The following is a 24,149-nucleotide window of genomic DNA, read 5'->3' on the forward strand; positions in this document are numbered from 1 at the left end:
CCGGTCGCGTACGACAGCCAGGTGGACTGCGCCACCTATCAGGCCCACGCGCCACCGGCACACCGTGTCCAGGGCCGCTTCATGAGTTCAAGGACAACAACTGCGTGCGTGAAAGGAGTAAAACGCCCTCATGGGTGGGCTCTGATGCTGACTTTTGCTGACTTTGCAGGATCCATAAGGCTCTGACCTGCGAAAACGTCGACTGATCCATAAGTTCTGGAACTGGATCGGACGGTCTCAGGAGGAGATCGAACGGGCCCGCCGGGACTGGATGGAGGGGACACGGTTCGGTGAGGTGAAGGGCTACGACGGGGAGCCGCTGCCCGCGCCTGAGCTGCCGGCGGTGCCACTGAAGGCTCGAGGGCGGGTGCGTTGAGCCTCCCGCGTCCCTAGGTGTGACCGAGGCGCTCGGGCGGGGCGGACATTCATTCGATCGGTGTGCTCTCGGTCCGTGACCGCCACCCCGCGAGCGCGGGAAGCGGCACCACTGCGGGCGGTGCTGATGCGCCACTATCATCCGATATGAGACGTTTGGGGGCTGGTGCCCCCAAAAGGGCGGGAAATCTTCCGGAGTGGCCATGTCCCGCAAGCGCCCCGCGGACCACGGCGACGAGTTGCTGGCCCGGCTCGGTTCGCTGACCTCCCTGGCGCGTGAGCACGCGGAGCTGCAGCGCTCCCGGGTCGAGCTGGCCATCGCTCTGCAGCGCGACATGCTGCCCGCGCAGATGCCCACGGCACCCGGTTACCACTTGGCAGTGCGCTATGTCCCGGCCTTCCACGGCCTCAACGTGGGCGGCGACTGGTACGACGCCTTCCACCTGTCGGACGGCTGCATCGGGCTGTCCATCGGGGACGTCCAGGGCCACAACATCGAGGCCACCGCCTTCATGGGCCAGGTACGCGTCGGTCTGCGCGCGCTCGCCTCCGTGACGAGCGAGCCTGGTGAGCTGCTCGCGCGGACGAACGAGCTCCTGCTGACCCTCGGCACCGATCTCTTCGCCACCTGCACCTTCATGCGCCTCGACCCGTCCACCGGCGTGCTGGAGAGCGCCCGGGCGGGGCACATCCCCTGCGTGTGGGCGACGGCGGACGGAAAGTCCGGCGTCGCCGCCGACGAGGGCGGGCCGCCGCTCGGCATCCAGACCGGCACCGTCTACCCCGTGACCCGGTACCGACTCACCACGGGAGGCGTGTTCGTCCTGCTCACGGACGGTGTGGTGGAGGGGCCGTCCATGGAGGTCGACCAGGGTCTCGACCAGGTCGTCCGGCTGGCCGGCATCGCCGCCGTGGCGGGCATGGACGCCGGCTCGCTCGCGGCGGCCGTGATCCGGGGAGCGGAGCGGGTGGGGCACGAGGACGATGCCGCCGTGCTGGTCCTCGGCCACGAAGGGGCCGAAGCTCAGCCGTAGGGCGGCATGCCGCCGCGCCCGCCTCGCCGAAACGGCGGCGCCGGTGTCTGATGGCTTGTGTGGTGGGTACCGAGAATCTGCGCCGGACCGGCGTCTTCGCCCTCCAGACGCTTGCTGTCGCCGGTTGCTATTACGCCGCGGGACGACTCGGACTCATACGGAACCTGGTCGTCGAGGGAGCGGTGGTCACCCCCATCTGGCCGCCGACCGGCGTCGCGGTGGCCGCCCTGCTGCTCTTCGGACTGCGCGTCTGGCCCGGCATCGCACTCGGTGCGCTGCTCGTCATCATGCACCTCACCACGATCCGACCCGAGACGCTCGGCATCCTGGCGGGCAACACCCTCGCCCCCGTCTGCGCGTGCCTCATGCTGCTCTACGTCGGCTTTCGCACCGATCTCGGCCGGCTGCGGGACGGCCTGGCCCTGGTGTTCCTCGGAGCCCTGACCGGCATGCTGATCAGCGCCACGGCGGGCGTCGGCATGCTCGTGATCACGGACCGGCTCCACCCGCACGCCTTCTGGACCGTATGGCTGGCGTGGTGGGTGGGCGACGCGATGGGTGTCCTGATCGTCACCCCGCTCCTGCTGCTGCTGTACACGGCACGGTGGCCCCCCAGGATGTCCCGGTGGCCGGAAGCCACCGGACTCGCCATCGTCACCTGCGCCGTCGTGCCGCTGGTCACGCACAGCACCATCAGCGCGCTGTTCCTGGTCTACCCGCTGCTGATCTGGGCGGCCCTGCGCTTCCAGCTCGTCGGCAGCATGCTCTGCGCCCTCACCACGTCCGTCCTGGCCACCATCGCGGCCACGGCTAAGGCCGGCCCCTTCGCAGGGCTCAACCAGACCGAGGTGATGATCAAGCTGCAGGCGTTCAACGGCACCATGGCCCTGACCGCCCTGCTCCTCTCCGCCGTGATCACCGAGCAGCGCAACACCCGCCGCTCGGTGGAACGGGCCTGCCAGGAACTGGTCGAGGTGCTGGAACACCTCACCGCGGGGGAGGCGCCACGAGACCGGCCGACACGACCGGCGGGGGAGGCGGACGGGACCCGGGACCGGCGTCCTGGGCCGCGAGCCGCACCCGAGGCCAGGCGTGGTCCGCCGGGCGGAAAGTGACCGACTCGCCCGAGAAGTGGGCGCTGGGTCTGTTCGCCGTGGTCGTGACCGAGCGCAGCCGCAGGCCGTCGGGGATGTTCCGCAGATGGATCGGCTGTTCGAAGGCCTTGTCCAGCAGGGCCTCTCCGACGGCCGGGAGTACGCCGCCGGTGACCTGGAAGTCGCCGAAGTCGATGCGGTTGCCGGCGTACGACAGCAAGGCGGTCGCCTCGGCCTCACGCGCGGTGGCCTCGGGAGCGGGCGCGCCCCGCCCTCGGCCGGTATGTCCCGCGCGGTGAGGTCCACGTCCCGCAGGGTCCCGTCGGCCGGCTGGGTCAGCCCGGGAAAGCCGTGCACGCGCACCTTCGGTGGCAGGTCCGTGTTCATGGCCTCCTGGAAGGCGCGTGCCGTGGCGGCCTCTGCGCGCCCGCACGCCACGCGATCCACCGCGAGGGCGAGGCCCGGGGTGGGGGAGCCTCGGTCCGCGGCGCATGCCGAGCATCTCGGCGTCGATGACGACCCAGCGGTCCTCGTACGTCCGTCCCTCGTACCCCACGCCGAGCCGCGCGCGGGTCCGGCTGGAACCACCGTCGGCCGCGATCACGTACGACGCGCGCAGCCGTCGTACCCCGTCGTCCTCGGTGTTCACCACCACCAGTTCCACCCCCTCCCGCGGGCGGCGCCCTCGCGCAGGGCCTGCTCGACCTCCTCGTCCGTGGAGACCGCCCGCGCCCGGGAGAAGACCTCGCCGTCCCGTTCCAGTACGACGACCCGGGTGCCGTGACTTATTTGCACGCTGATGGGCAAGAGAATAAGCTGCCCATTGTTGAGCAATTAGTGCGTCCCCTGGAGTTCCCATGCCTGTGCTCGCCACCACGCCCGTCGACCGGATGGCCGGGCCGTACGCCCGGCGCTGGTGGGCGCTGATCGTCCTGTGTCTGAGCCTGCTGATCGTGGTCATGGCCAACACGTCGTTGATCGTCGCGGCCCCGGACATGACCGCCGACCTCGGTCTGTCCGGCAGCGATCTGCAGTGGGTCATCGACGGCTACACGGTCCCCTACGCCGCGCTGATGCTGGTGCTCGGCGCGATCGGCGACAAGTACAGCCGTCGCGGCGCGCTCGTGGCCGGTCTGCTGATCTTCGCGGGCGGCTCGGTGATGGGCAGCCTGGTGGACGAGACCGGCCTGGTCATCACGGCTCGCGCGATCATGGGCGTGGGCGCCGCCGTGGTCATGCCGGCCACGCTGTCGCTGCTGGTCGCGATGTTCCCCAGGCGCGAGCGGGCACGCGCCATCACGGCCTGGACCGCCACGTCCGGCCTGGCCATCGCGATCGGCCCGGTCGTCGCCGGCCGGCTGCTGGAGAGCCACGCGTGGGGCTCGACGTTCCTGATCAACGTGCCGATCGCGGTCGTCGCCGTCCTCGGCGCGCTCGTCCTGGTGCCGCCGTCCAAGGCGGAGGGCATGGGCCGGATCGACTACGTCGGCGGCCTGCTGTCGATCGTCTCGGTCGGCTCGCTCGTCTACGCCATCATCGAGGGCCCCCACTTCGGCTGGGGCGCCGGTCCGGTCGCGGCGGCCGTGGCCGCGGGCGTGGGCCTCGTGGCCTTCACCGTGTGGGAGCTGAAGCACCCTCACCCGATGCTGGACGTCCGCAAGTTCAAGCTGCGCGGCTTCAGCGGCTCGATGATCGCGGTGCTGTTCTTCTTCTTCGGCACCTTCGGATCGATCTACTACTCCACCCAGTTCCTCCAGTTCGTCCTCGGCTACGACGCCCTGGAGACCGGCATACGTCTGCTGCCGCTGGCCGGTGCCGTGTTCGTCGGCGCCGCGGTGACCGGGAAGCTGACCCCGAAGCTCGGTGTGCGGGCGACGGTCGTGCCCGGCATGGCCATCGGCACCGTGGCCGTGTTCCTGCTCACGCAGGTCGGCAAGGGCTCGACGTACACCGACTTCCTGCCCACGCTGCTGCTGCTCGGTCTCGCGATCGGCCTGAGCGTCTCGCCGGCCACCGACACGATCATGGACTGCTTCCCCGAGTCCGAACTCGGCGTCGGCGGCGGCGCCAACGACACCTCGCTGGAGCTCGGAGGATCCCTCGGCATCGCCGTCCTCGGCTCACTGCTGGGCACCGCCTACAAGGACCAGCTGACCGGCCTGGTCGGCGCCCAACTCCCGCCCGACGCCCTGGAGACCGCCAAGGAGTCGGTCGGCGCGGGACTCGCGGTCGCCGAACAGGCCGCCAGGACCCCCGGCGCCACGCCCCAGCAGGCCCAGGCGCTGGTCGACGCGGTCCATGAGTCCTTCGCCCACGGTGTCGCCCACACCAGCCTCATCGGCGGGATCATCATGGCCGCGGGCACGATGATCGTCCTCGCGGTCCTTCCCGGGCGCCGGAGCACCCGCAAGCAGGAGGAGAACACGGTCGCGGCGGCTCGGGACCCGGAGCGCGACGAACCCGCCGAGCAGCGCGTGGACGCCTGACCGGGCCACGGTCGACGAGAGACGAGGGCAGGTGGTCCGCACCTTGTCGCGCGGGGGCGGCGCCGCTAGCGTCGCGCCCGTCCGGGAGCGCTTGCCGCGCCTGTCTCCGAGGACAAGGAAGGCGGTCCCATGCCCTCCGTCGTCACACTCGCCGTCGTCGGTGCCGGTGACCGCGGGACCGGCCATGCGCGGTGGGCGCTGGCGCATCCCGAGCGGGCGCGGGTCGTCGCGGTGGCCGAGCCGCGGGAGACCCGGCGCGACCGCTTCGCGGCGGCGCACGCCCTGGCGCCCGGGGCGGCGGTCGAGGACTGGCGGGTGCTGGCCGCGCGTGGGCGGGTGGCCGACGCCGTACTGATCTGCACCCTGGACCGGGACCACCTGGAGCCCGTACTGGCGTTCGCGGAACTCGGCCACCACATCATGCTGGAGAAGCCGATGGCGCTGACCGCACAGGAGTGCCGGCGGATCGTGGCCGCGGTGGAGGAGGCCGGGGTCACGCTGGCCGTCGGCCACGTCCTGCGGTACACGCCGTACACGCGGGCCCTCAAGGCCGTCATCGAGTCGGGCAGGCTCGGGGACATCGTCAGCGTCCAGCACCTGGAGCCCGTCGGCTTCTGGCATCAGGCCCACTCGTTCGTACGGGGCAACTGGCGCCGGGAGGACGAGGCCACCTCCATGCTGATGGCCAAGTCCTGCCACGACCTTGACTGGTTGCAGTACGTCGTCGGCCAACCGCCGGTCCGGGTCTCCAGCTTCGGACGGCTGTCGCACTTCCGCCCCGAGAACCGCCCTGCCGGAGCCGCCGAACGGTGCCTGGACTGCTCGGTCGAGGCGCACTGCCCGTACTCCGCCCCGCGCGAGTACGGCGACCGGCTCGCCCGAGGACGGCATGGCTGGCCGCTGAGCGTGGTGGTGGACGACTTCACCCCGGAGGCGCTCGAAACCGCCCTGCGCGAAGGGCCGTACGGCCGCTGCGTGTACGCCTGCGACAACGACGTGGTCGACCACCAGGTCGTCGCGATGGAGTTTGCCTCCGGCGCCACCGGCACCTTCACCATGACCGCGTTCACCGAACAGGCCGACCGGCAGACCCGGATCTTCGGCACCCGCGGCGAACTGCGGGGCGACGGCAGGAGCTTGCGGATCTACGACTTCATGACCCGCGCCGAGGAGGCCGTCGACCCGGGTGGCGTGGACGCCATGACCGCGGCGGGCGGCCACGGCGGCGGCGACGGGGGCCTGATGGACGCGTTCGTCGCCGCCGTCGCCACCGGTGACCCCGGCCTGGTGAAGTCGGGCCCACGGGAGTCGCTCACCAGCCATCTCGCGGTGCTGGCGGCGGAACGGGCCCGGCTCGACAACACCGTGGAGTCCGTCGACCTGTGCTGATACGGGGGCTACGCGGTGAAGGCGTCCGCGTGCCGCGCCGCCCACTGGGCGAAGGTGCGGGCCGGGCGGCCGGTGACCTTCTCCACGGTGTCGACGACCGTGCGGCCGACCTCAGGGGTGTTGCCGTAGGCCTCCAGCAGGAAGCCGATCACGTCCTCCGGGTGGCCCGCCGCCCGCCACTGTGCGACGGCTTGTTCCTCGGTCAGTTCGACCAGGGAGATCTCCTGGCCGCGGGCGGCGGCGACGGCGGCCACCTTGTCGCCCACCGTGAGGAGTTCGGGTCCGGTGATCACGTACTCCTGGCCGCCATGGCCCTCCTCGGTGAGCGCGACCGCGGCGACGGCGCCGATGTCGCCCTCGTGCACCATGGCGCTCAGCCGGGAGACGAACGGCTCCTTGACCTCCCCCCGGGCCACGATGCCGTCCGCCCATTCCAGCGCGTTGGCCATGAACTCGACCGGCATGAGCACCGTCCAGGCCACCCCCTCGTCCGCGCGCACCGCGTCCTCCAGCGGCGACGGCCCGCCTCCGTGCAGCACGGTGACCCGGCGGACGCCGGCCGCGCGGGCCAGTTCCAGGATCCGCGGACCCGTCTCCAGCGGGGCGAAGTAGGCGCCGCCGAAGGTGATCAGGTGGAGGCCGGTGACGCCCTCCAGAGCCGGGGCCAGGCTGTCGGGGTCGGTCAGGTCGCCCTCGACGACCTCCACCCCGGCCGGGAAGCCGGCCTTCGCCGCGTCCCGGGTGAGGGCCCGGACCCGGTGGCCGCGGGCGAGCAGTTCGGCGACGACCTGACGGCCGACGGTTCCGGTGGCACCGGTGACAAGGATGTTCTGCGTCTGCGTCATGGAACGACCGTAGGAAACCTTGCGGTCAGGTTCCGTCCTCAAACGGCGGGGCCTTCAGCGAGGCGAGGTCCGGCAGCCGGTGCGGATGGAAGGCCGCCAGGCCGGCTCCCGCGAGCCACCAGCCGCGGTACACCAGGGCCCGGCACAGGCGTTCCGGCAGCTGGTCGAAGACCGTGGGTACGAGCGCCAGATCGCGGCCCTCGTGGCCGCGGTGCTCGGGGAAGGCGTCCCGCCACTCCGCCAGCCGTCCGCCGGCGTCCTGCGGGAAGTCGGTGGCCAGGGCCACCAGGACGCCCCGGCGCGCGCCGGGCGGCAGCGCTTCGTCGGGGCCGAAGGCGTCACCGCGCCGGAAGCGCTCGACGATCAGCCGGGTGCGCAGAGCCGTACTCTGGCGATACAGCAGGGAGTTGGCGCGCGAGAGGTCGCGGACGACGGGTATGCCGCCGTACGCTCCGGGGCGCAGCAGGCCGCCCGCGTTGAGGACGAGCAGGAAGACATCGCGGTAGCGCTCGCCGTCGACGGACTCCGAGCCGGTGTTGTCGTAGACGCCGCCGTCGAGGAGGGCGGGTGCCTGCGCGCCGCAGGGGAAGCTCGCGTGCTCGAGGACCATCGGCGGGAAGGCCCCGGGTACCGCGGCCGAGGCGGCTGCCGCGGTGCTCAGCCTCAGACCGGTCCCCGCGGTGGGCGCCAGCCCGATCGTGTAGTCACCGAACACATCGCGTTCGAAGGTGAAGCGGGCGCCGGTGGTCAGATTGGCCGCGTTGAGGATCCATCTGACCTGCGGGTCGAGGTCCTCCAGCCGGGTGCGGCCGAAGAACCACTCGTCGAAGCGCCGGGCCAGCAGATCGGTGCGCGTCGACGGGCCCACGGTGCGCCACACGCCCCGCAGCAGTGCCTTCTTCAGCGAACGCGAGCTGATCCGCCCGACGGCCGGGTCGATGAGGCGCTCGTCGACGGCCGTGCCGGTGAAGCCCTGTTGGCGCAGGTCCCGCCAGGCCGTGGCGAGCAGGCCGTTGGCCACCGAGCCTCCGGACACCGAGGACGCGTATCTGAGCTGGGGCAGCATGCCCGCGTCGGCGAGGAGACGGATGACGCCCAGTGCGGAGAGAGTGGCGCGGAAACCGCCGCCGGACAGCGCGACGGCGACCGGGTCGTCGGAAGGGGCCGGCCGGGCGGGCCGCAGCGCGTCGCCGCAGGGCTGCGCCCGCAGACCGGTCCCGAGGGCCGGTGAGTCCACGGCCCACTGTGTCCCGCTGGACGGCCGGGGCCGGTTCATGACGGGTCACCGAGGTCTATGACCAGGGCCGGCTCCGCGGGAGCCCGCTCGCTCACCGTGAAACTCCGCCTCTTGCGGAGATCCTTGAGTGTGTCCCGGGCGAACTCGATCTCGTTCGTCAGGTGGACGGTGTACTCGTCGTCCCGGCCTCTGGAGTCGACGAGCATGCGCAGGGTTTCCTCGCTGGGATGGTGGTGCTTCACCCCGTCGGCCGAGATCACGTAGTGATCGGCGTGGATGCTGTCGAAGAAGTCCTGCTCCACATTGCGGTCGCTGCCGTGGTGGGGGAGCTTCAGCAGGTCGACATGGAGGGGGCCGCCGTCGTCGAGCAGCCCGGTGGCCCGCAGCCCGGCCAGGATGCGGTCGCCTCGGGCGTCCCCGGTGAGCAGCACGGTCCGGCCCCTGTGCGTCACCAGCAGGACGATGCTGGACAGGTTCGGTATGGAGCCGTCCGAGTAGGCCGACGCGATGACCGTCGGGTCCTTGCGCTGCTTGGCCTTGCGCCAGCGTTCCGTCAGCTCCTCCAGCGCCGCGTCGTCCGGGGCGACGACCGTGACGTGCAACTGGTCCACGGTGGCCTCTTCGCCCTCGACGAGAGGGCCGTCGAAGAGGGGATTGCCGTCCAGGCCCAGTCCGGCCGCCGCGTCCCGGATGGCGCGTCCCTGGTGGTAACTGGCCCTGACGGCGTCGCTGTCCGCTCCGGCGCGGTCGACGATCTCCTGGGTCGAGGCGCTCAGGCCGGGCGACTTGCGGTCCACCAGTTCGTCCACGGAGTTGAACCAGATCCTCTTCACCGCGAACGGGTCGGGTTCCTGATCGTCCCTGGCGTGCTGTATCTGCCGGAGCAGTTTGAGCAGTCCGGCCGCGTGATCGTCGTCGACGTGGGACAGGCAGACGACATCGATCCTCGGGCTGCCCTGGGCGTCCGGGGCCAGAAGCGCCAGCCGGTCGCGCAGCGACGTCTCGAAGACCTGGCTCGGGCCGCCGTCGATCAGCATGACCCGTTCCTTCGGTTCCCCCCAGCGGACCAGGAAGGAATCTCCGTGCCGGGCGTTGAGGAAGTCAAAGGTGAACATGTCGGTCCTTTCCGGCTCGACCCCTCAGACGGACTGCATCGCGCGCAGGACGTCGACCAGGCCGTACCCCTGGTAGTGCCGTTCCCGGCCCAGGTCCGTCGCCGTCGTGCACAGGATCTGCTTGACCCGCTCGGGGCGGCCGATCAGTTCCCGGTTGCGCGCGAGCAGCATCGCGGCGGCTCCGCTCACATGGGCCGCCGCCTGGCTGGTGCCGTGCAGTGCGGCGATGCCCTGGTCGGGCACCGGACCGTCGATGTCCTCACCCGGCGCCAGGAGATCGGGCTTCAGACGGCCGTCGCCGGTCGGGCCGCGGCTGGAGAAGTAGCTGACGCCGTGGCGGTGCGGATTGCTGCGATGCGTGGAGCCGACCGTGATGACGGATTCGGCGTTCCCCGGGTCGGAGATGCTGGCGCCGCGGTAGTCCTGGCCCAACGTGTGTACGGCGCCCGCGTATCCGGAGTTCCCGGCCGCCACGACGACCACCACGCCCGAGCGGGACAGGCGGTCGCATTCGATGCACACCGGGGTCCAGCCGGTGGAGTGGCTCGCCACGTCGTGCGGCACCGACAGGCTGAGGTTGACCCCGGCGATGACGAACCGGCCCGCCTGTTCGTTGATGTACCGGATGGCCTGGAGGGCCGTCACGATCGAGAACTCGTCACCCTTCCCCTCGGCTCCGAGGACCCGGAAGTCGTAGAGCTGGATGCGTGGACAGATGCCACGGAAGACCTCATGGGGACGCGGCCACCAGCCACCGATGATTCCGGCGATGTGCGTGCCGTGCGCGTCGACCGGGGTGGTGTACTCCTCGGAGCACACCACCTCGGAAGGCTGCGCCACGGCGGTCACCGTCGACAGGTCGTACTCGACGAACGGCAGTGCGAGCTGCCAGTCGATCCGCCCGTCGTTCTTCGCGTCCTCGGACAGCGTCTTGCGCACGCCGACGAAGTTGAAGGCGCGGGGAATGCGCAGCTTGCGCGGCACCGGCGCCGGTGTGGCCGTGGTGTCCCAGTCGTAGAAGGCGGGGTGCCGGGCGTCGATGCCGCTGTCGACCACGGCCCAGCCGATGGAACTGCAGTTCACGGAGAAGACCTGCTCGGCGGCGTCGGCCTTGATGGTGGCACGGGACCGTACGACGGCGGAGGACGCCTGCCGGTTGGCGGTCACGGAGAGGATCGGATACCGATGCCTGCGGTCGACGACGACCTGCCCCACCGGATCCGTGAGGGCCTCGGTGTCGGTCCGCTCCAGATGGACGCCGCTCAGCATGCCGGCCACCTCGGCGCAGACGGCCGGGTCCGACGGCGGCCGGTCACGCAGCGCCGGATACGACTCCGCGACGATGGCGGTCAGCAGTCGGAGAAGCCATCGCTGATGCCGGGTGCGTTCCTGCCGCCTCGCGGAGTTGTCGTGCACGTCGCTGGCCCGCTCGGGGATGCCACCGGGCCGCGCCGGCGGCGGGGTGTCCTCACGCAGCGCGTCCGCGATACCGGCGCCGCCCTGACGGTTCGCCAGGTCCTGCGCGTCGCGGACGACACGGTTGAGGTTGGTTTTGGGCAGCACGGTCTGGACGAGCTCGCGCAGGGTCAGTTTCGCCACGATGAAACTGCCGGACGCGATCGGCTCGGAGTCGCGCATCATGTCCAGGTACCTGAACCGGGTCAGTATCTGGTGGACGCCGTGTTCCTCGTTGATGGCGAGGATCAGGTCCTCCCTGGACTCCGTCGAGCGCTCCGGCAGACGCGCGAGAGCCAGCAGGGCGTCGAACCGGACCGGACAGTCCGTCGCCCAGGGGACGGGCCGGGGGCCTTTGCCGTAGAAGAGTTCCTCGAGCCTCTGTCGGTCCATCTGTTCCTCACGGTGGATCAGGTGCCGGTCCGGAGGGTGAGCTCCCCGTCGCGCCGGACCCCGGACGGAGCGAGAGGGCTCATGCCCTCAGTGTGGAGGTCGGGGGAGGACGGGCACAGGGCAGAAGGACCCACGTCGGAGCGGGGCAGCGTTACCCCTGCGTACCCCCGCGCTGCCGCTTCCAGGTGGCCGCGGGGATGATGTCGTGGGCGATGGCGAAGCGGGTCAGGTCGGCACGGCGCCGGGAGCCGATCTTGTCGCGGAGCCGGTCCAGGTGCGAGTGCACGGTGTGCTCGCTGATGCCGAGCCGGGCGGCGATGTCGTGGTCGGTCTCGCCGTGGGCGATCAGTTCCAGGATCTGCCGCTCGCGGTCCGTGACATGGCAGGGAGGCTCGGCGGCGGGACGCACGGCGAGATCCGCGGAGATGTACGGGCGGCCGTCGGCGACGAGCCGCACCGCGGCCAGCAGTTCCCCCTCGTCCGCGTCCCGGCTCAGGCAGCCGAGGGCGCCGGCGCGCATGGCGGCCAGGGCGTGGTTGTCCTGGACGGAGGAGAGGACCAGGACCGAGATCCCGTGGGCGGCGAGGCGTCCCACGACCTCCGCCAGACAGGCGGGCGGGAGCTGGAGGTCCACGAGCGCGAGGTCGCCCCGGCCGAGAACGCGCACGGCCTCGTCGGCCGACCGGGTGGCGAGGGCGAGCACCAGGCCGTCGGCGTCCTCGACGACATGGGCCACACCGCTGCGCAGGAGGGGGCAGTCGCCTACGACGGCGACACGTTTCGCGTCCGCACTCATGGGCGCCTCACTCCGACGGGGGCCGACGCCCCCGTGTGTGGGGTGGCCTCACGGGTCCAGTGTTGGTCCTCCGACGCGGTCCGGCATGCCGAGAGGGCGTCGGCGGGCGGAGGTGAAGCGGCTGCGGTACTCCTCGGCGCCGTCCCCGGACGGCGGGCGAAGGCGCGCCGCAGCGTCTCGTCACTGCCGAGTCCGCTGCGCCGCACGGCCGAGGTGACGCGGAGGCGGCGTCCTCACCTCCGGCACAGGGCGACTCGCAGGTGCGTCCACTCTGTGCCACCGTGATGGGGGCATCCGCGGACATGCTTGCGGCCCGCGGTGCCCGGTGTGCGCCCGGCACCGCGGCCCCGCGCGCTGTCGACGCGGCCAGGCCGAAAGGACGCCCATGAACCGGCCGAACCGGCTGATCGACTTCACCGTCCGCCATGGACGGTGAGCTCCGCGGCTGGCGCCCCTGCCTGCTCGCCGGAGCGGTCTTCGCGGTCTGCATGGCCGGTACGACGCTCCCGACCCCCCTCTACGGCCTCTACCAGGAGAAGTTCGACTTCTCCGAGCTCACCGTCACGGTCGTCTACGCCGTGTACGCCTTCGGGGTCATCGGCGTCCTGCTGCTCGCGGGCAACGCCTCGGACGTCGTGGGAAGACGCCCGGTGCTGTGGTGGGGCCTGGGGTTCGCCGCCGCCAGCGCCGTCTGCTTCCTGTGCGCCACCGCCCTGGGCTGGCTGTACGTCGGACGGCTGCTGTCGGGTCTGTCCGCGGGCCTGTTCACCGGGGCCGCCTCGGCGTACGTCATCGAGCTGGCGCCGCCCGGCTCCTCGCGGGCCACGTTCGTGGCGACCGCCGCGAACATGGGCGGCCTGGGCTGTGGCCCCCTGCTCGCGGGGGTGCTCGCGCAGTACGCCGACTGGCCGCTGTACCTGCCGTTCCTCGTCCACCTCGCCCTCGTGGCCCTCTCGGCGGCCGTCCTGCTGTGGCTTCCGGAGACCGTGCGCGAGCGACGGCCGCTGAACGCCGTACGACCGCGGAAGCCCGGCCTGCCGCCGAGGGTGCGGCCGGTCTTCGGCCCCGCGGCCACGGCCTCCTTCGTCGGGTTCGCCCTGTTCGGCGTGTTCACCTCGGTCAGCCCGTCCTTCCTCGCCCACTCCCTGGACGTGCACAACCGCGCGGTGAGCGGACTGGTCGTCGCGCTCGCCTTCTTCGCCTCGACCGCCGGGCAACTGGCCGTCGGCCGCGTCGGCGTGAGCCGCTCCCTGCCCCTCGGCTGTGTCGCGCTGCTCGCCGGACTCGCCCTGCTGGCGGGCGCGCTGCACTGGGATCTGCTGCCGCTGGTCGTGCTCAGCGCGCTCGTCGGCGGGGCCGGGCAGGGGCTGTCGTTCCGCGGCGCGCTGTCGGCGGTGGCACAGGTGTCCGAGGACGACAAGCGCGCGGCCGTGATCTCGGCCCTGTTCGTCGTCGCCTACGCCGGCATCTCGGTCCCGGTGATCGGCGTGGGCCTGCTGGTCGGACCGATCGGCCTGGAGGGCGCCGGCCTCGTCTTCATCGCGTGCATGGCACTGCTGGTGTCGACGGCGGGCGTGTACCTGCTGCGCCGCCCGGTACCGGTGCCGGAGGCGGGCGGCGTGCGCTGAGAAGTCTCGCCGGTGGTGCGGCGACGGGCCGCTGTCCGTACGGCGGGTCTCCCGAGCGCCAGGCCGGACGGCAGAACTCCGCCACGGTGTCAGGACGAGCGCCGCCACACCCAGGCCGGCGCGGCCTCGGCAGGAGGAGGAGCAGGCCGAGGAGCAGGATGCCGAGCGCGGGCAGGTGTACGGGCGGGCTGAAGCTCTGTGCGGCGCGCGGCCATCCGCAGCGGAGCGTGCCTGTCAGGATGCCTCCCGCGATCAAGACCGGCAGGAGGGTGACCAGGAGGAGCCGGGTCCCGATGACACCGGTGCCCCACCGGCGGCCGTCCTCCAGGACCGGCGAGTCCGGGCGGCGGTCACCCGGGGCGAAGAGTCGTACGGGACGCGCAGGACCAGGTCGGTCTCGAAGTACACCGGCTCGTCGGAGGCGTTGTCCCCGCGGACGGGGTCCCCGGCGAGCCGGACGACGGTGACGGAGTACACCCCGTACCGGGCGGCCTCCAGACGCTCGGTCTCCCGCCCGTACTCCGGCGACACCATGAACCCGAGGTTGAAGCAGGCCGGCGTGGCCAGCGGCACCGCCCCCCGCGATCAGCCACACCAGCCCGCGGCCGCCGGCCGGGGGGAGGCCAGCCCGGCCGCGCTGACCGTGGTCTTCGCCGCCGCCTGGATCGCCGCCTCACGCCGGGCCCCGCACCACACCGTACGGACGGTCAGTCCTCGGCGGACGGCCAGGTCTTGCGGACGAGTTCCAGGCGCTCGTAGGCGTCGTCGAACCAGGAGTCGGTCAGCGGTACGGTCACCGTGACGGAGGTCAGCGAACCGGCGCCGTCCTTGACGGTGACGTGGGCCCGCGCCTCCTCGTCGTCCCGCTCGACGAACAGCGCGGGCCCTCGCGAGAACTCGCGCCAGGCGATGTCCTGCCCGGCGTCGAGAGCGTCCAGGGCCTCCTGCCACTCGCTCAGGTCCCGGGGGAAGACCCGGACCGTGAGACTGCCGTTCACGAAAGGCGTGTCGACGACGAAGGCCCCGGCCAGGACCTGACCGGGGAGCGCACCCTGACGGTGATCGGGTCCGGTGATCCGCAGGACGACGCTGTTGCCGTCCCCCGCCAGCCGTATCAGATCGATCGGTCCGTCGCTCACTGCTGTCCCCCCCCGTCGCTTTCCTGGCCGAAGAATAGCCTTCGCCCACGACGGGGAGGATCCCGCGCACCTCCGTGACCTGGTGCCGCGCGCTCAGGCGGTCGGCGGCATCTCGCTCGGCCGGGAGTCCAGGCCCGTGCGGTGGTTGACCCAGGAGCCCCGGGTGAAGTCCGGCACCGCGACCGGACGGCCGCCCGCGGCAAGCGACTTGACGCTCAGGGGGATCGGGGAGCACCAGACCGCGCCGTCGTAGACGTCCATGTCGGGGACCAGACCGGCCCGCATCTGCTGGACGGTGCGCCACTGCAGGACGTAGTCCATGCCGCCGTGGCCGCCGTTGTTGGCCGCGTCGTCGCCGATCTTCAGCCACAGCCAGTGGTCGAACTCCTTGCGGTAGGCGTCGAACGCCCGCCAGGTGTGACCGCTGTGGTCCGGTTCGAGGTAGATGCGCCCGCCGCCCGCCGACGTCACTCCGGCGTAGTCCTCGAAGATGCCCCGGCTGCCGGCGAGTGAGTTGATACGGCTGTACGGACGCGGCGAACTGACCTCGTGCTCGGCGCGGATGACGCGGCCCCGCTCGGTGTCGATCAGGCAGGTGACCAGGTCACCGTTGATGTACGTCTCCTTCCAGCTCGGGTGGGACCTGGGAATGAACCGCTCGCGGTAGTCGGCCAGTCCCCGGGGTTCGGTGGCCGTCGCCCGCAGCGTCGTCATGCGGTCGCCGCGGTTGATGTCCATCGCCGCCGCGATCGGGGCGAGGCCGTGCATCGGGTAGAACGACGCGGTGCTGCGGGTGTGCCACAGCCTCCGCCAGGAGTCGGTGTAGTACGTGTCCGAGAAGAGCAGTTCCCGCAGGTCGTGCAGATAGCCGCCGTGGCCGTTGGTGACCTCGCCGAACAGGCCGTCGTGGGCCATCTTCAGCATCGCCAGCTCGTTGCGGCCGTAGGAGCAGTTCTCGGAGAGGATCAGATGGCGGCGGGTGCGCTCGCTGGTGTCGACCAGGTCCCACAGCTCGTGCAGCTCGGTGGCGATGGGCAGTTCGACCAGGACGTGCTTCCCGGCGAGCAGGGCCGCGCGGCCCTGCTCGTAGTGGAACTCCCAAGGGGTCGCGATGTACACGAGGTCGATGTCGTCGCGGCGCAGCATGCGCGCGTACGCGTCGGCGGAACCGCCGTACTCGGCCGGGCGGGGCCGGCCCTCCGCGACCAGCTTGTCCGCGGTGCGTCTGGCACGGTCGGCGCGGATGTCGCACACGGCGGTGACCGTGCAGCCGGGGACGGCGCCCCAGCCCGAGGACATCCCGTGGCCCCGGTTCCCGAGACCGATCATGCCGACGCGGACTGTGGGGTAGTCGCCGAACGGAACGCCGATCATCGACTTCTGCCCCGGCCGCCGCGACGGCGTGCCGTCGACGGTCGGCGCGCTCGGGGCGGTCGGAGCCGCGGGGACGGCGGAGGCCTGGGTGCCGAGTCCGGCGACGACGGCCCCCGAGGCCAGGGCTCCGCCCATGACGGTACGGCGTGAGACAGCAGGGATTTCAGGCATGACGAGGATCGCTCCCTAATGCGTGGCGGCCGGCTGCTCTTGCTGCGGCATGACTCTGTCCACGCCGACGCCATGTGTCAATAGGTGCTCGAAGAAGAGGAGTTGCGAGCAGAAATGAGCATGGAGCGAGTCATCCGCCCGACCTGCGACGACGGCTGCGCGCTCGTCCGTACGCGGGCATGCGTGTCAGCCGCCCTGGACGAACCAGAGCGGCTGACCGATTCTCACGTCATACGGCGGACAGCACCTCGGTCACCTGCCGCCGCACCAGGTGCCGGGCGTCAGCGGGCAGCGCCCCGATGTCGGTGGACTCCACGGCGTGCAGCACCGCGTCGGTGTCCGTGTCGTAGGCGGCGGTCGCGGGCAGGAACTCGTAGCCGTCGCGGACCGCGACGCGCAGGCGCTTCGTGCCGTCCGGTTCCGCGTGTACGGCGGTGGCGACGACGAAGGGGGGCGGACCGCCCGCTTCGCCCTCCTGCTTCACGTAGCCGCTGGCCAGCGGGGTCCGCCAGGTGATGCTCAGCAGCACCGGGCGCTTCGCGAGGAGTTCGGTGAGGTCGGTCTCGTAGACGCCCGCCGCGTCCAGGACCGTCGCGCGGGCGTCCAGGACGAGGGCGGCGGGGAGCAGGCAGCGCAGGGTGCTGCCCACGATGTTGCCTCCGGCCGTCGCCGCTCGGCGTACGGCGCCGGTGCCGATCGTGGAGGCCGCCTTGCGGAGGACCTCCGGCACCCGGTCGTCGATCCGTTGCAGGACCACCGCCGAGCCCAGGGTCTGGGGCCCGAGGACGTTCGCCTCCGGCAGGTTGCGCAGGGACATCGCCTGGTCCGGGAAACCGTCGCGTTGGAAGGTCGCCCAGACGAGCGTGGCCCCGCCGATCGGCAACGCCCCCTCGGCTATGTGCTGTTGGACCTCGGACACGGACGTGGGCAGATGCAACAACACGGAGCGGCCTGCTTTCCCGATGGGTCTCGTTCAAACGCGTATCGCATTCTCCCCACCGGGCAGGGGGCGCATGCAGGGTTCACGGTGTCATTCCGCGCGCCCCGCGGGGCCCCGTGCGGTGCTCCGACGCACCACCAGCTCCACCGGCACCAGCGACTCCACCCGCGGCGGCCCCCCGTACCCGTCGATACGGTCCAGCAGCAGCCGTAGCGACCGCGTGCCGATCTCCGCGAAGTCCGTCCGGACCGTCGTCAGCGGCGGCAGCAGATGCGCGGCCTCGGGGATGTCGTCGTAGCCGACCACGCTGACCTCGCCCGGGACCGGGCGCCCGGCCTCGTGCAGGGCGTGCAACAGACCCAGCGCCATCTGGTCGTTGGAGGCGAACACCGCCGTCACCTCCGGGCGCCGGGCGAGCACGCGGCCCACCTCGTAGCCGGAGTCCGCGCTCCAGTCGCCGACGAGGGGTTCCGGCACCTCGGCGCCGTGCTCCCGAAGACACGCCTGCCAGCTGTCGCGGCGCCGGTCGGCCGAGCTCCAGCCGGCCGGGCCCGCGATGTGCCACACCGTGGCGTGCCCGAGGCCCAGCAGATGCTCGGTGGCCAGCCGGGCCCCGGTCCGGGAGTCGCCGGTGACCATCAGCGTGTCGGCCTCCGGGCCGGTCTCCAGCACCACCAACGGCGTGTCGAGCCGGGTGTCCGCCAGCGCCCGGCCCACCCAGGCCTGCGGGGCGATGGCGATCACGCCGTCCGCGCCCTCCGCCGACAACCGGTCGACCGCCTCGGTCACCGTGTCGTGCTCGGCCGTGTCGAGGGCGATGGAGCTGACCAGGTAACCGGCCCCCTGCGCCGCGGTGTTGATCGCGGTGAGGATCGATGCGGGGCCGTACCGGGCCGCGTCGAAGGAGATCACGCCGAGCATCCGGGTCCGTCCGCTGGCCAGCGACCGGGCGCTGCGACTGGGCCGGTAGCCGAGCGTGCGCATCGCGGCGACGACCGCCTCCCGCGTCTCCGGCCGCACGGAGGGATGCTCGTTGAGCACCCGGGAGACGGTCTGCTTCGACACCCCCGCCAGCCGGGCCACGTCGTCCATCACCGGACGCGCCCCGGCGAAGTTCCGCTTGGCCCGCCCCTTGGGAACGGAGGAGCCGGCAGGGCTCGGTCTCATCGTCGCTGTGTCCTCGGCATCGGCGCGGCGGTCCGGTCCCGCACAGCATAGGCATGCGCTGTTCAGCTCACGCGTGCCGTCCAGGAACGCGTGATCACCCACTCCGCCCGCGTGATCGCGGCCGTCCCCGCATCCTGCGCCACCAGATACACGGGCGCGTCCGCGTGCAGCGGCAGCACCCGCAGCCGCAGTTCCCCAGGGGGTGGCGCGCCGAGGTCCCAGACCCCTCCCGAGTAGAACTGATCGGCGACGAGCCGGTCGCCGGAGTACGCCCGCCCCACGTCTCCCGACCACGTCAGCCGCAGAACGGCCCCCGCCGGCAGATCGTCCGGCACCTCGACGACGTACTCGGCCGCCACCGCCTCGAAGTGCTTGTCCGCGGGCACGCCGGCCCGGCCGAGGACACCCGTCACCGGCTCGGGCGCCGGCCCGGCGGCACGCACCCGCGTGAGCCGTACGGCTTCGCAGGCGCCGTCGGCGTCCAGCGTGAAGCGGGTCAACACCCCGTCGGGCGTCTTCGTCACCGCCGTACCCTCCACCACCGGATCACGCTCCGGGGCGGGCAGTACGGCGAACGACGGCCGGGCCGCCGCACTGTGCACACGGACCTCGCCCCGGTCGAAGACGACCCCGTCCGCACAGAGCACCAGCCGCTCGGCGCCCCAGGCCTCACCCCGGTACACGCCACGGGCGGCCGCCGCGTCGAGGAACAGCAGGCCGATCCGCCCGCCCTCCGCCGTGGCCACCTCGACCAAAGCGTCCGTGCCGGGGCGGAGCCCGGTCACCAGGACCCGGCCGTCCACGTGGACGACGTCCCCGGACGGTGTGTCGACGGACCTCACCGTGCCCGCGTCCAGGGCGAGTTCGGGCGCGATGCCGTCGGTGGCGGCCAGCACCAGGACCGTACGTCCGGCGTCGTCCTGGACCGTGCACACCGGCTGCGCGGTGGCCCACTCCAGCCGCAGCCCGGCCACGTCGAGACGCAGCGGCCAGCAGAAGCAGGCGCCGGACGGGATGGTCACCGGGGTGCTGGGGAGGGCCAACTCGCCGTCGGGCAGGGTGATGTCGAAGGCTGTGTCCGGCCGGTCCGGCAGCGGTTCGTGCGGCTGGTGGTTGTTGACGAAGAGGAAACCCGAGGCGCCGTCGCTGCGGACCGCCCAGCGCAGGGTGTCCCGGTCGTCCTGCCCCGTCGGCCGCCGCTCGGGCAGCACCGCCTCCATGGGCGCGAGGAGATGCCCGAAGTCCGCCAGCATCAGGTGCTGCAGGCGCAGTTCGTGGTACGAGTCGCGGTACTGCCCGTACTCGCCGAGCGGGGCCTGGAAGTCGTACGTCAGGAGTGGCAGGTCGTTCGGGTAGCCGGTGGCGTGGGACTCCTGGAGGGGCGTGAGTTCGCCGGGCGGGTTGGTGCCGCCGTGGAACATGTAGTAGCCCTGCCAGACCGATCCGCAGCCGATCTTCGTGAGGCCCAGCGCGCCGATGTCGGCCGCCTCCACCCGGGGCCGCCGGTGGTACGCCACCGCCATCCCGCCCCCCAACTCGCAGGTCGCCCAGGGAAATCGATCCGTCGGGGCCGGTTCACCGCCACGGACGGTGGCGGGCCGCAGATCGGCCCCGATGCCCTCGTCGTCACGCTGGTCGGTGAAGAAGAAGTGCTTGCGGCAGGTGTCGGGCCAGCCGCCGTCCCACTCCGTCCAGAAGGCCTCCGGGTAGCCGCCGTACAGCGGAAGCAGTTCGTCCGGCGGGAGTCGGACCCCGCCCCAGGCCGTCGACGTCCACAGGGGCGCGGCCAGTCCGGCGTCCTGGGCCATGCGCTTGAGGGTGAGGAGGTGGCCCGGCCGGTCGTAGAGCTCGTTCTCGATCTGGATCGCGACGATCGGGCCGCCGTGCGCCCGGTCCAGTCCGCGCAGTTGCTCCGCGACGGCCGCGAACCAGGCGCGTACGGCCTCCAGGTAGGCGGGGTCGTCGGTGCGGGGCGTCAGCTCGCGGGCCAGCAGCCAGTCGGGCAGGCCCCCGTTGCGGACCTCGGCGTGACACCAGGGGCCGATGCGCGGGATGAAGTCCAGGCCGTGCCGGGCGCACAGCTCGGCGAAGCGGCGCAGGTCCCGGTCGCCGTCGAAGCGGACCCGGCCCTCGATCTCCTCGTGGTGGATCCAGATGACGTAACTGGCGACGGCGGTCACCCCGCCCGCCTTCATCTTCAGCAACTCCTCCTCCCAACTCGCGGACGCACAACGGGAGTAGTGGAACTCTCCCGAGACCGGGAACCAGGGGCGGCCGCCGCGGGTGAACCAGCGGCTGGTGACCTCGATCGGGTCGGGCACTCCCGGCGCGTCGGCGAACGGCAGGTGCCCGGTCAGCGGGGGAGCGGCGGGCGCGGGAACGCGCAGGCGATGGGTCATGAGTGGTCCTCCGGGCCGAGGTCCGCGGTGTCGGTGAAGTGGGCGCGGGTGACGGTCGTGGCGTGCAGTTCCAGCAGCACGAGGTCGTTGACGCCGGGGCGCAGGACCGGCGCCGGGACGTACAGGGTGCGCTGCGGCCCGCGGTTCCAGTAGCGGCCGAGGTGGAAGCCGTTGACCCAGGCCTGGCCCTTGGTCCAGCCGGGCAGGGCGAGGAAGGCGTCGGCGGGGGTCTCCACCTCGAACGTGCCGTGGTGGAAGGCGGGTTCGGCGGACCGGGTGGCGGTGGCCGGGGTGAACGGCACCTCGCCGAGGTCGGTCAGCGGCAGGGGGTGGCAGTCCCAGCCGCGCAGGACGGTCCCGTCGAGCGTGACCGGGCCCAGCAGGCCCTTGGGGGCGCCGATGCGCGGGCCGTAGTTGACTCCGCCCTGGTTCTCCACGAGGACGTCGAGCGTGGCGCCGGGGCGCGGGACGCGCAGCGCAAGTGCCTCGTCGCGCCGCTCGCGTTCGAGTACGCCGACGGGGGCGCCGTCGACGAAGACCTGGGCGCGGTCGCCGACTCCGCCCGCGAAGTGCAGGAGGCGGTCGCCTGCTGTGGGGAGGGTGGTGCGGTAGAGCGCGTACCCGGTGTGCGGGCCGAGCGCGTCCATGGGAAGCGGGTCGCCGTCGGCGCGCAGCGGCTCGGAGAGGGTCTCGACGAGCGGCAGCAGGGACGCGCGGCGGTTCAACTCGACTGTCGTGGGCGGGAGCTTGGGCGCCGGCCCCGGGACGGGTTCGTCCGGGACCGGGGCGTGGCGGGCGATGACCTCGCGGAAGGCGTGGTACTTCGGGCCCGGGTCGCCGTGCTCGGTGAGCGGGGCGTCGTAGTCGTACGAGGTGACGGTCGGGGCGTAGGTGTGGTGGTGGTTGGCGCCGTTGGTGAACCCGAAGTTGGTGCCGCCGTGGAACATGTAGAGGTTGACCGAGGTCCCGGCGGACAGCAGCCGGTCCAGGTCCGCTGCGGCGTCGGCCGCGTCCCGTACGTGGTGCGGGCCGCCCCAGTGGTCGAACCAGCCGATCCAGAACTCGGCGCACAGCAACGGCCCTTCGGGCTGGTGGGCGCGCAGGGCGGCGAGGTTCCGGTCGACCCGGCCGCCGAAGGTGACCGCCGTCAGGACGCCGGGCAGGCTCCCCGCGGCCAGATGCGCGGGGTCGGCCTGGTCGCAGGTGAACAGCAGCTCCTCGACGCCACGGTCGCGGAACGCCTGCTCCAGATGCTTCAGGTAGGCGGTGTCGTCGCCGTAGGCCCCGTACTCGTTCTCCACCTGTACGGCGATGACGGGACCGCCCGACGCGGCCATGTGCGGCAGCAGCGGCGGGAGCAGGAGGTCGAAGTAGCGGTCGACCGCGTGGGTGAAGCGGGAGTCGGCGGTGCGCAGGCGGATGTCCGGGTCGGCGAGCAGCCAGCCGGGCAGACCGCCGCCGTCCCACTCGGCGCAGATGTACGGCCCGGGGCGGAGCAGGACGTGCAGGCCCTCGGCCTGGGCGAGACTCAGGAAGCGGGGCAGGTCGAGCAGGCCGTCGAGGACGAGGGGGCCGTCGGGCTCGGGCTGATGGAGGTTCCACGGCACATAGGTCTCCACCGTGTTGAGGCCCATCAGACGTGCCTTGCGCAGCCGGTCGGCCCATTGGCCGGGGTGGACGCGGAAGTAGTGCAGGGCGCCGGAGATGATGCGCAGCGGCTCGCCGTGCAGCAGGAAACCGTCGGACGTCGTGGTCAGGGCGGGCATACGGGCTTCCCTTCTGTGGAGGGGGCGGAGGGGCTCCGTGCTTGGTGATCAGTGCGTTGCGCGCTGCGCTCAGCCTCCGTGCTCGGTGATCAGTGCCTTGCGCTCTGCGCGCAGCCCTCGTGCTCGGTGATCAGTGCTCTGGGCTCGGTGCTCAGCGCTCGGTGCGGGCGTGTGGCGCGGACCAGCCAGAGCGTCGCGGTGAGGCAGAGCGCCGAGACGGCGCCGAGGAGCAGGGGTACCGTGCGGACCCCGGACCATTCGATGGCCTTGCCCAGCGCAGGGCCCGCGACCACACCGCCGGCCATCGAGGCGGCGATGACCACGGCTCCCGCCCGGCGGGCGCTCGGCGCCGCGCGGTTCAGCCAGGGCAGCCCGGTGGGGAAGATCGGGGCGATGAACAGGCCGACACCTGCGTAGGCGTAGGGGGCCAGCGCCGGAACCGAGGCCAGCAGCAGACACACCGTCATGCCCGCGCAGGACACGGTGATGATGGTCTGGGGTGCGTGGCGCAGGGCCAGCGGGGCGACCAGGAAGCGGCCGACCGTCATCATCAGCCAGTACACCGAGGTGGCGGTGGCGGCGAGCCCGGCGCCGTAGCCCACGGTCTCCAGATGCGTGGGTTCCCAGCCGCCCACGCCCGCTTCGATGCCGACGTGCAGCACGTACAGCGCGATGAAGACGGCGAGCACCGAACCGAGGCTGCGGGCCAGGGGGCCGCGCGACTCCTCCGCCTCCGCCTGGGCCGGCGCGGGCACCTCGTCGCGTACGCCCTTAAGACACAGCAGCAGCGGCAGGTTGGCCAGCGCGAAGGCCAGGAACAGCGCTGGATAGTGCGCGGCGCCGACCAGGCCGATCAGGGCCGGGCCGAGGATGGCGCCGATGCCGAAATGCGCGTTGAGGATGTTGAGCATGGCCGTCGAACGGTGCCCGAAGCCCACGGCGAAGAGCTGGTTGAGGCCGTAGTCGACACCGCCGAACCCCAGCCCCGCCAGCAACGCCATGACCAGCGCGACCGGCCAGTTCGGCGCCAGCGCGAATCCGGCCGCCCCCAGGGCCATCAGCAGGTACGACGTGCCGAGGATCCGCCGGTTGCCGATCCGGCCGAAGGCGCGGTCGAAGAGCAGCACTCCCGCCACCCCGCCGACGAAGTGGGCGCTCAGACCCAGACCGGCGGCGGAGGGGCTCAGCCCGAATTCCTGACGGAAGGCCGGGATGGACGGTCCGTAGAAGGCCTGGAGGGCGCCGAGCAGGACGAATCCCGCGCAGGAGGCGACCACCGCGGTGGGGCTGAAGACCTCTCTGTCCCGCAGCAGCACGGCACACACCTCTCGTTCACGGGAAGCGAC

General features: G+C 71.9%; 20 protein-coding genes and 3 pseudogenes. 7 read left to right on the forward strand and 16 right to left on the reverse strand.

Annotated features, from left to right (window positions below; translation table 11 throughout):
- Nucleotides 1-214: 214 nt before the first annotated feature.
- The 4 genes and pseudogenes from AC068Z_RS32510 to AC068Z_RS32525 all read left to right on the forward strand — a co-directional run.
- Nucleotides 215-376: pseudogene (locus AC068Z_RS32510) on the forward strand (pirin family protein); the annotation flags it as partial.
- A 202-nt stretch (nt 377-578) separates the two neighbouring features.
- Nucleotides 579-1,409, forward strand: a complete 831-nt coding sequence (locus tag AC068Z_RS32515) for a PP2C family protein-serine/threonine phosphatase (protein WP_478563758.1) — start codon at nt 579-581, stop codon at nt 1,407-1,409.
- Nucleotides 1,410-1,468: 59 nt separating this feature from the next.
- Nucleotides 1,469-2,524: an MASE1 domain-containing protein gene (locus AC068Z_RS32520; protein WP_478563761.1), complete on the forward strand. Its 1,056-nt coding sequence runs from the start codon at nt 1,469-1,471 to the stop codon at nt 2,522-2,524.
- Nucleotides 2,521-2,802 (forward strand): hypothetical protein, encoded by a 282-nt coding sequence (locus tag AC068Z_RS32525; protein ID WP_478564375.1) that lies wholly within the window; start codon nt 2,521-2,523, stop codon nt 2,800-2,802. The genes AC068Z_RS32520 and AC068Z_RS32525 overlap by 4 nt, the downstream gene beginning before the upstream one ends.
- Nucleotides 2,803-2,833: 31 nt before the next feature.
- Here AC068Z_RS32525 and AC068Z_RS32530 read toward each other — a convergent pair.
- From AC068Z_RS32530 to AC068Z_RS32540, 3 genes and pseudogenes are all read right to left on the reverse strand, one after another.
- Nucleotides 2,834-2,890, reverse strand: a pseudogene (locus AC068Z_RS32530) (hypothetical protein); the annotation flags it as partial.
- Between the two features lie 175 nt (nt 2,891-3,065).
- Nucleotides 3,066-3,167 (reverse strand): annotated as a pseudogene (locus tag AC068Z_RS32535) (FAD-dependent monooxygenase); the annotation flags it as partial.
- Nucleotides 3,149-3,298, reverse strand: a complete 150-nt coding sequence (locus tag AC068Z_RS32540; RefSeq protein ID WP_478563764.1) for a hypothetical protein — start codon at nt 3,296-3,298, stop codon at nt 3,149-3,151. The pseudogene AC068Z_RS32535 and the gene AC068Z_RS32540, both read right to left, overlap by 19 nt.
- A gap of 62 nt (nt 3,299-3,360) precedes the next feature.
- On the opposite strand from AC068Z_RS32540, the gene AC068Z_RS32545 reads away from it, so the two are divergent.
- On the forward strand, nt 3,361-4,989 hold the full coding sequence (locus AC068Z_RS32545) for an MFS transporter (protein WP_478563767.1): 1,629 nt from the start codon (nt 3,361-3,363) through the stop codon (nt 4,987-4,989).
- A gap of 129 nt (nt 4,990-5,118) precedes the next feature.
- Nucleotides 5,119-6,378: a Gfo/Idh/MocA family protein gene (locus tag AC068Z_RS32550; protein WP_478563769.1), complete on the forward strand. Its 1,260-nt coding sequence runs from the start codon at nt 5,119-5,121 to the stop codon at nt 6,376-6,378.
- A gap of 8 nt (nt 6,379-6,386) precedes the next feature.
- On the opposite strand, the gene AC068Z_RS32555 is transcribed toward AC068Z_RS32550, so the two are convergent.
- The 5 genes from AC068Z_RS32555 to AC068Z_RS32575 all read right to left on the reverse strand — a co-directional run bounded on the left by AC068Z_RS32555 (nt 6,387) and on the right by AC068Z_RS32575 (nt 12,219).
- Nucleotides 6,387-7,223 carry an NmrA family NAD(P)-binding protein gene (locus AC068Z_RS32555; RefSeq protein ID WP_478563772.1) on the reverse strand — a complete coding sequence of 279 codons (837 nt, stop codon included), beginning with the start codon at nt 7,221-7,223 and terminating at the stop codon, nt 6,387-6,389.
- A 25-nt stretch (nt 7,224-7,248) separates the two neighbouring features.
- Nucleotides 7,249-8,460, reverse strand: a complete 1,212-nt coding sequence (locus tag AC068Z_RS32560) for a patatin-like phospholipase family protein (RefSeq protein WP_478563775.1) — start codon at nt 8,458-8,460, stop codon at nt 7,249-7,251.
- A 35-nt stretch (nt 8,461-8,495) separates the two neighbouring features.
- Complete coding sequence (locus tag AC068Z_RS32565) at nt 8,496-9,575, reverse strand: ComEC/Rec2 family competence protein (RefSeq protein WP_478563778.1); 1,080 nt, start codon at nt 9,573-9,575, stop codon at nt 8,496-8,498.
- Between the two features lie 24 nt (nt 9,576-9,599).
- Nucleotides 9,600-11,423: a S8 family serine peptidase gene (locus AC068Z_RS32570; protein ID WP_478563781.1), complete on the reverse strand. Its 1,824-nt coding sequence runs from the start codon at nt 11,421-11,423 to the stop codon at nt 9,600-9,602.
- 151 nt (nt 11,424-11,574) lie between these two features.
- Complete coding sequence (locus tag AC068Z_RS32575; protein WP_478563783.1) at nt 11,575-12,219, reverse strand: LuxR C-terminal-related transcriptional regulator; 645 nt, start codon at nt 12,217-12,219, stop codon at nt 11,575-11,577.
- Nucleotides 12,220-12,644: 425 nt separating this feature from the next.
- Here AC068Z_RS32575 and AC068Z_RS32580 point away from each other — a divergent pair, with 425 nt between their 5' ends.
- Nucleotides 12,645-13,847: an MFS transporter gene (locus AC068Z_RS32580; RefSeq protein ID WP_478563786.1), complete on the forward strand. Its 1,203-nt coding sequence runs from the start codon at nt 12,645-12,647 to the stop codon at nt 13,845-13,847.
- Nucleotides 13,848-14,099: 252 nt separating this feature from the next.
- Here AC068Z_RS32580 and AC068Z_RS32585 read toward each other — a convergent pair whose 3' ends face one another.
- The 8 genes from AC068Z_RS32585 to AC068Z_RS32620 all read right to left on the reverse strand — a co-directional run bounded on the left by AC068Z_RS32585 (nt 14,100) and on the right by AC068Z_RS32620 (nt 24,119).
- Complete coding sequence (locus AC068Z_RS32585) at nt 14,100-14,381, reverse strand: hypothetical protein (protein WP_478563789.1); 282 nt, start codon at nt 14,379-14,381, stop codon at nt 14,100-14,102.
- A gap of 173 nt (nt 14,382-14,554) precedes the next feature.
- Nucleotides 14,555-14,986 carry a DUF5959 family protein gene (locus AC068Z_RS32590; protein ID WP_478563792.1) on the reverse strand — a complete coding sequence of 144 codons (432 nt, stop codon included), beginning with the start codon at nt 14,984-14,986 and terminating at the stop codon, nt 14,555-14,557.
- Nucleotides 14,987-15,079: 93 nt separating this feature from the next.
- Nucleotides 15,080-16,531 carry a Gfo/Idh/MocA family protein gene (locus AC068Z_RS32595; RefSeq protein WP_478563795.1) on the reverse strand — a complete coding sequence of 484 codons (1,452 nt, stop codon included), beginning with the start codon at nt 16,529-16,531 and terminating at the stop codon, nt 15,080-15,082.
- 229 nt (nt 16,532-16,760) lie between these two features.
- Entirely contained in the window at nt 16,761-17,474 is a 714-nt protein-coding gene (locus AC068Z_RS32600; RefSeq protein ID WP_478563798.1) for an FAD binding domain-containing protein, read from the reverse strand.
- Between the two features lie 87 nt (nt 17,475-17,561).
- Nucleotides 17,562-18,638, reverse strand: a complete 1,077-nt coding sequence (locus AC068Z_RS32605; protein WP_478563801.1) for a LacI family DNA-binding transcriptional regulator — start codon at nt 18,636-18,638, stop codon at nt 17,562-17,564.
- A gap of 62 nt (nt 18,639-18,700) precedes the next feature.
- Complete coding sequence (locus AC068Z_RS32610; protein ID WP_478563804.1) at nt 18,701-21,037, reverse strand: beta-galactosidase; 2,337 nt, start codon at nt 21,035-21,037, stop codon at nt 18,701-18,703.
- Entirely contained in the window at nt 21,034-22,803 is a 1,770-nt protein-coding gene (locus AC068Z_RS32615) for a glycoside hydrolase family 35 protein (RefSeq protein WP_478563807.1), read from the reverse strand. Before AC068Z_RS32615 ends, AC068Z_RS32610 begins: the two co-directional genes overlap by 4 nt.
- An 89-nt stretch (nt 22,804-22,892) precedes the next feature.
- Complete coding sequence (locus AC068Z_RS32620) at nt 22,893-24,119, reverse strand: MFS transporter (protein WP_478563810.1); 1,227 nt, start codon at nt 24,117-24,119, stop codon at nt 22,893-22,895.
- Nucleotides 24,120-24,149 lie beyond the last annotated feature (30 nt).

The organism is Streptomyces sp. NPDC043726 (assembly GCF_056436565.1).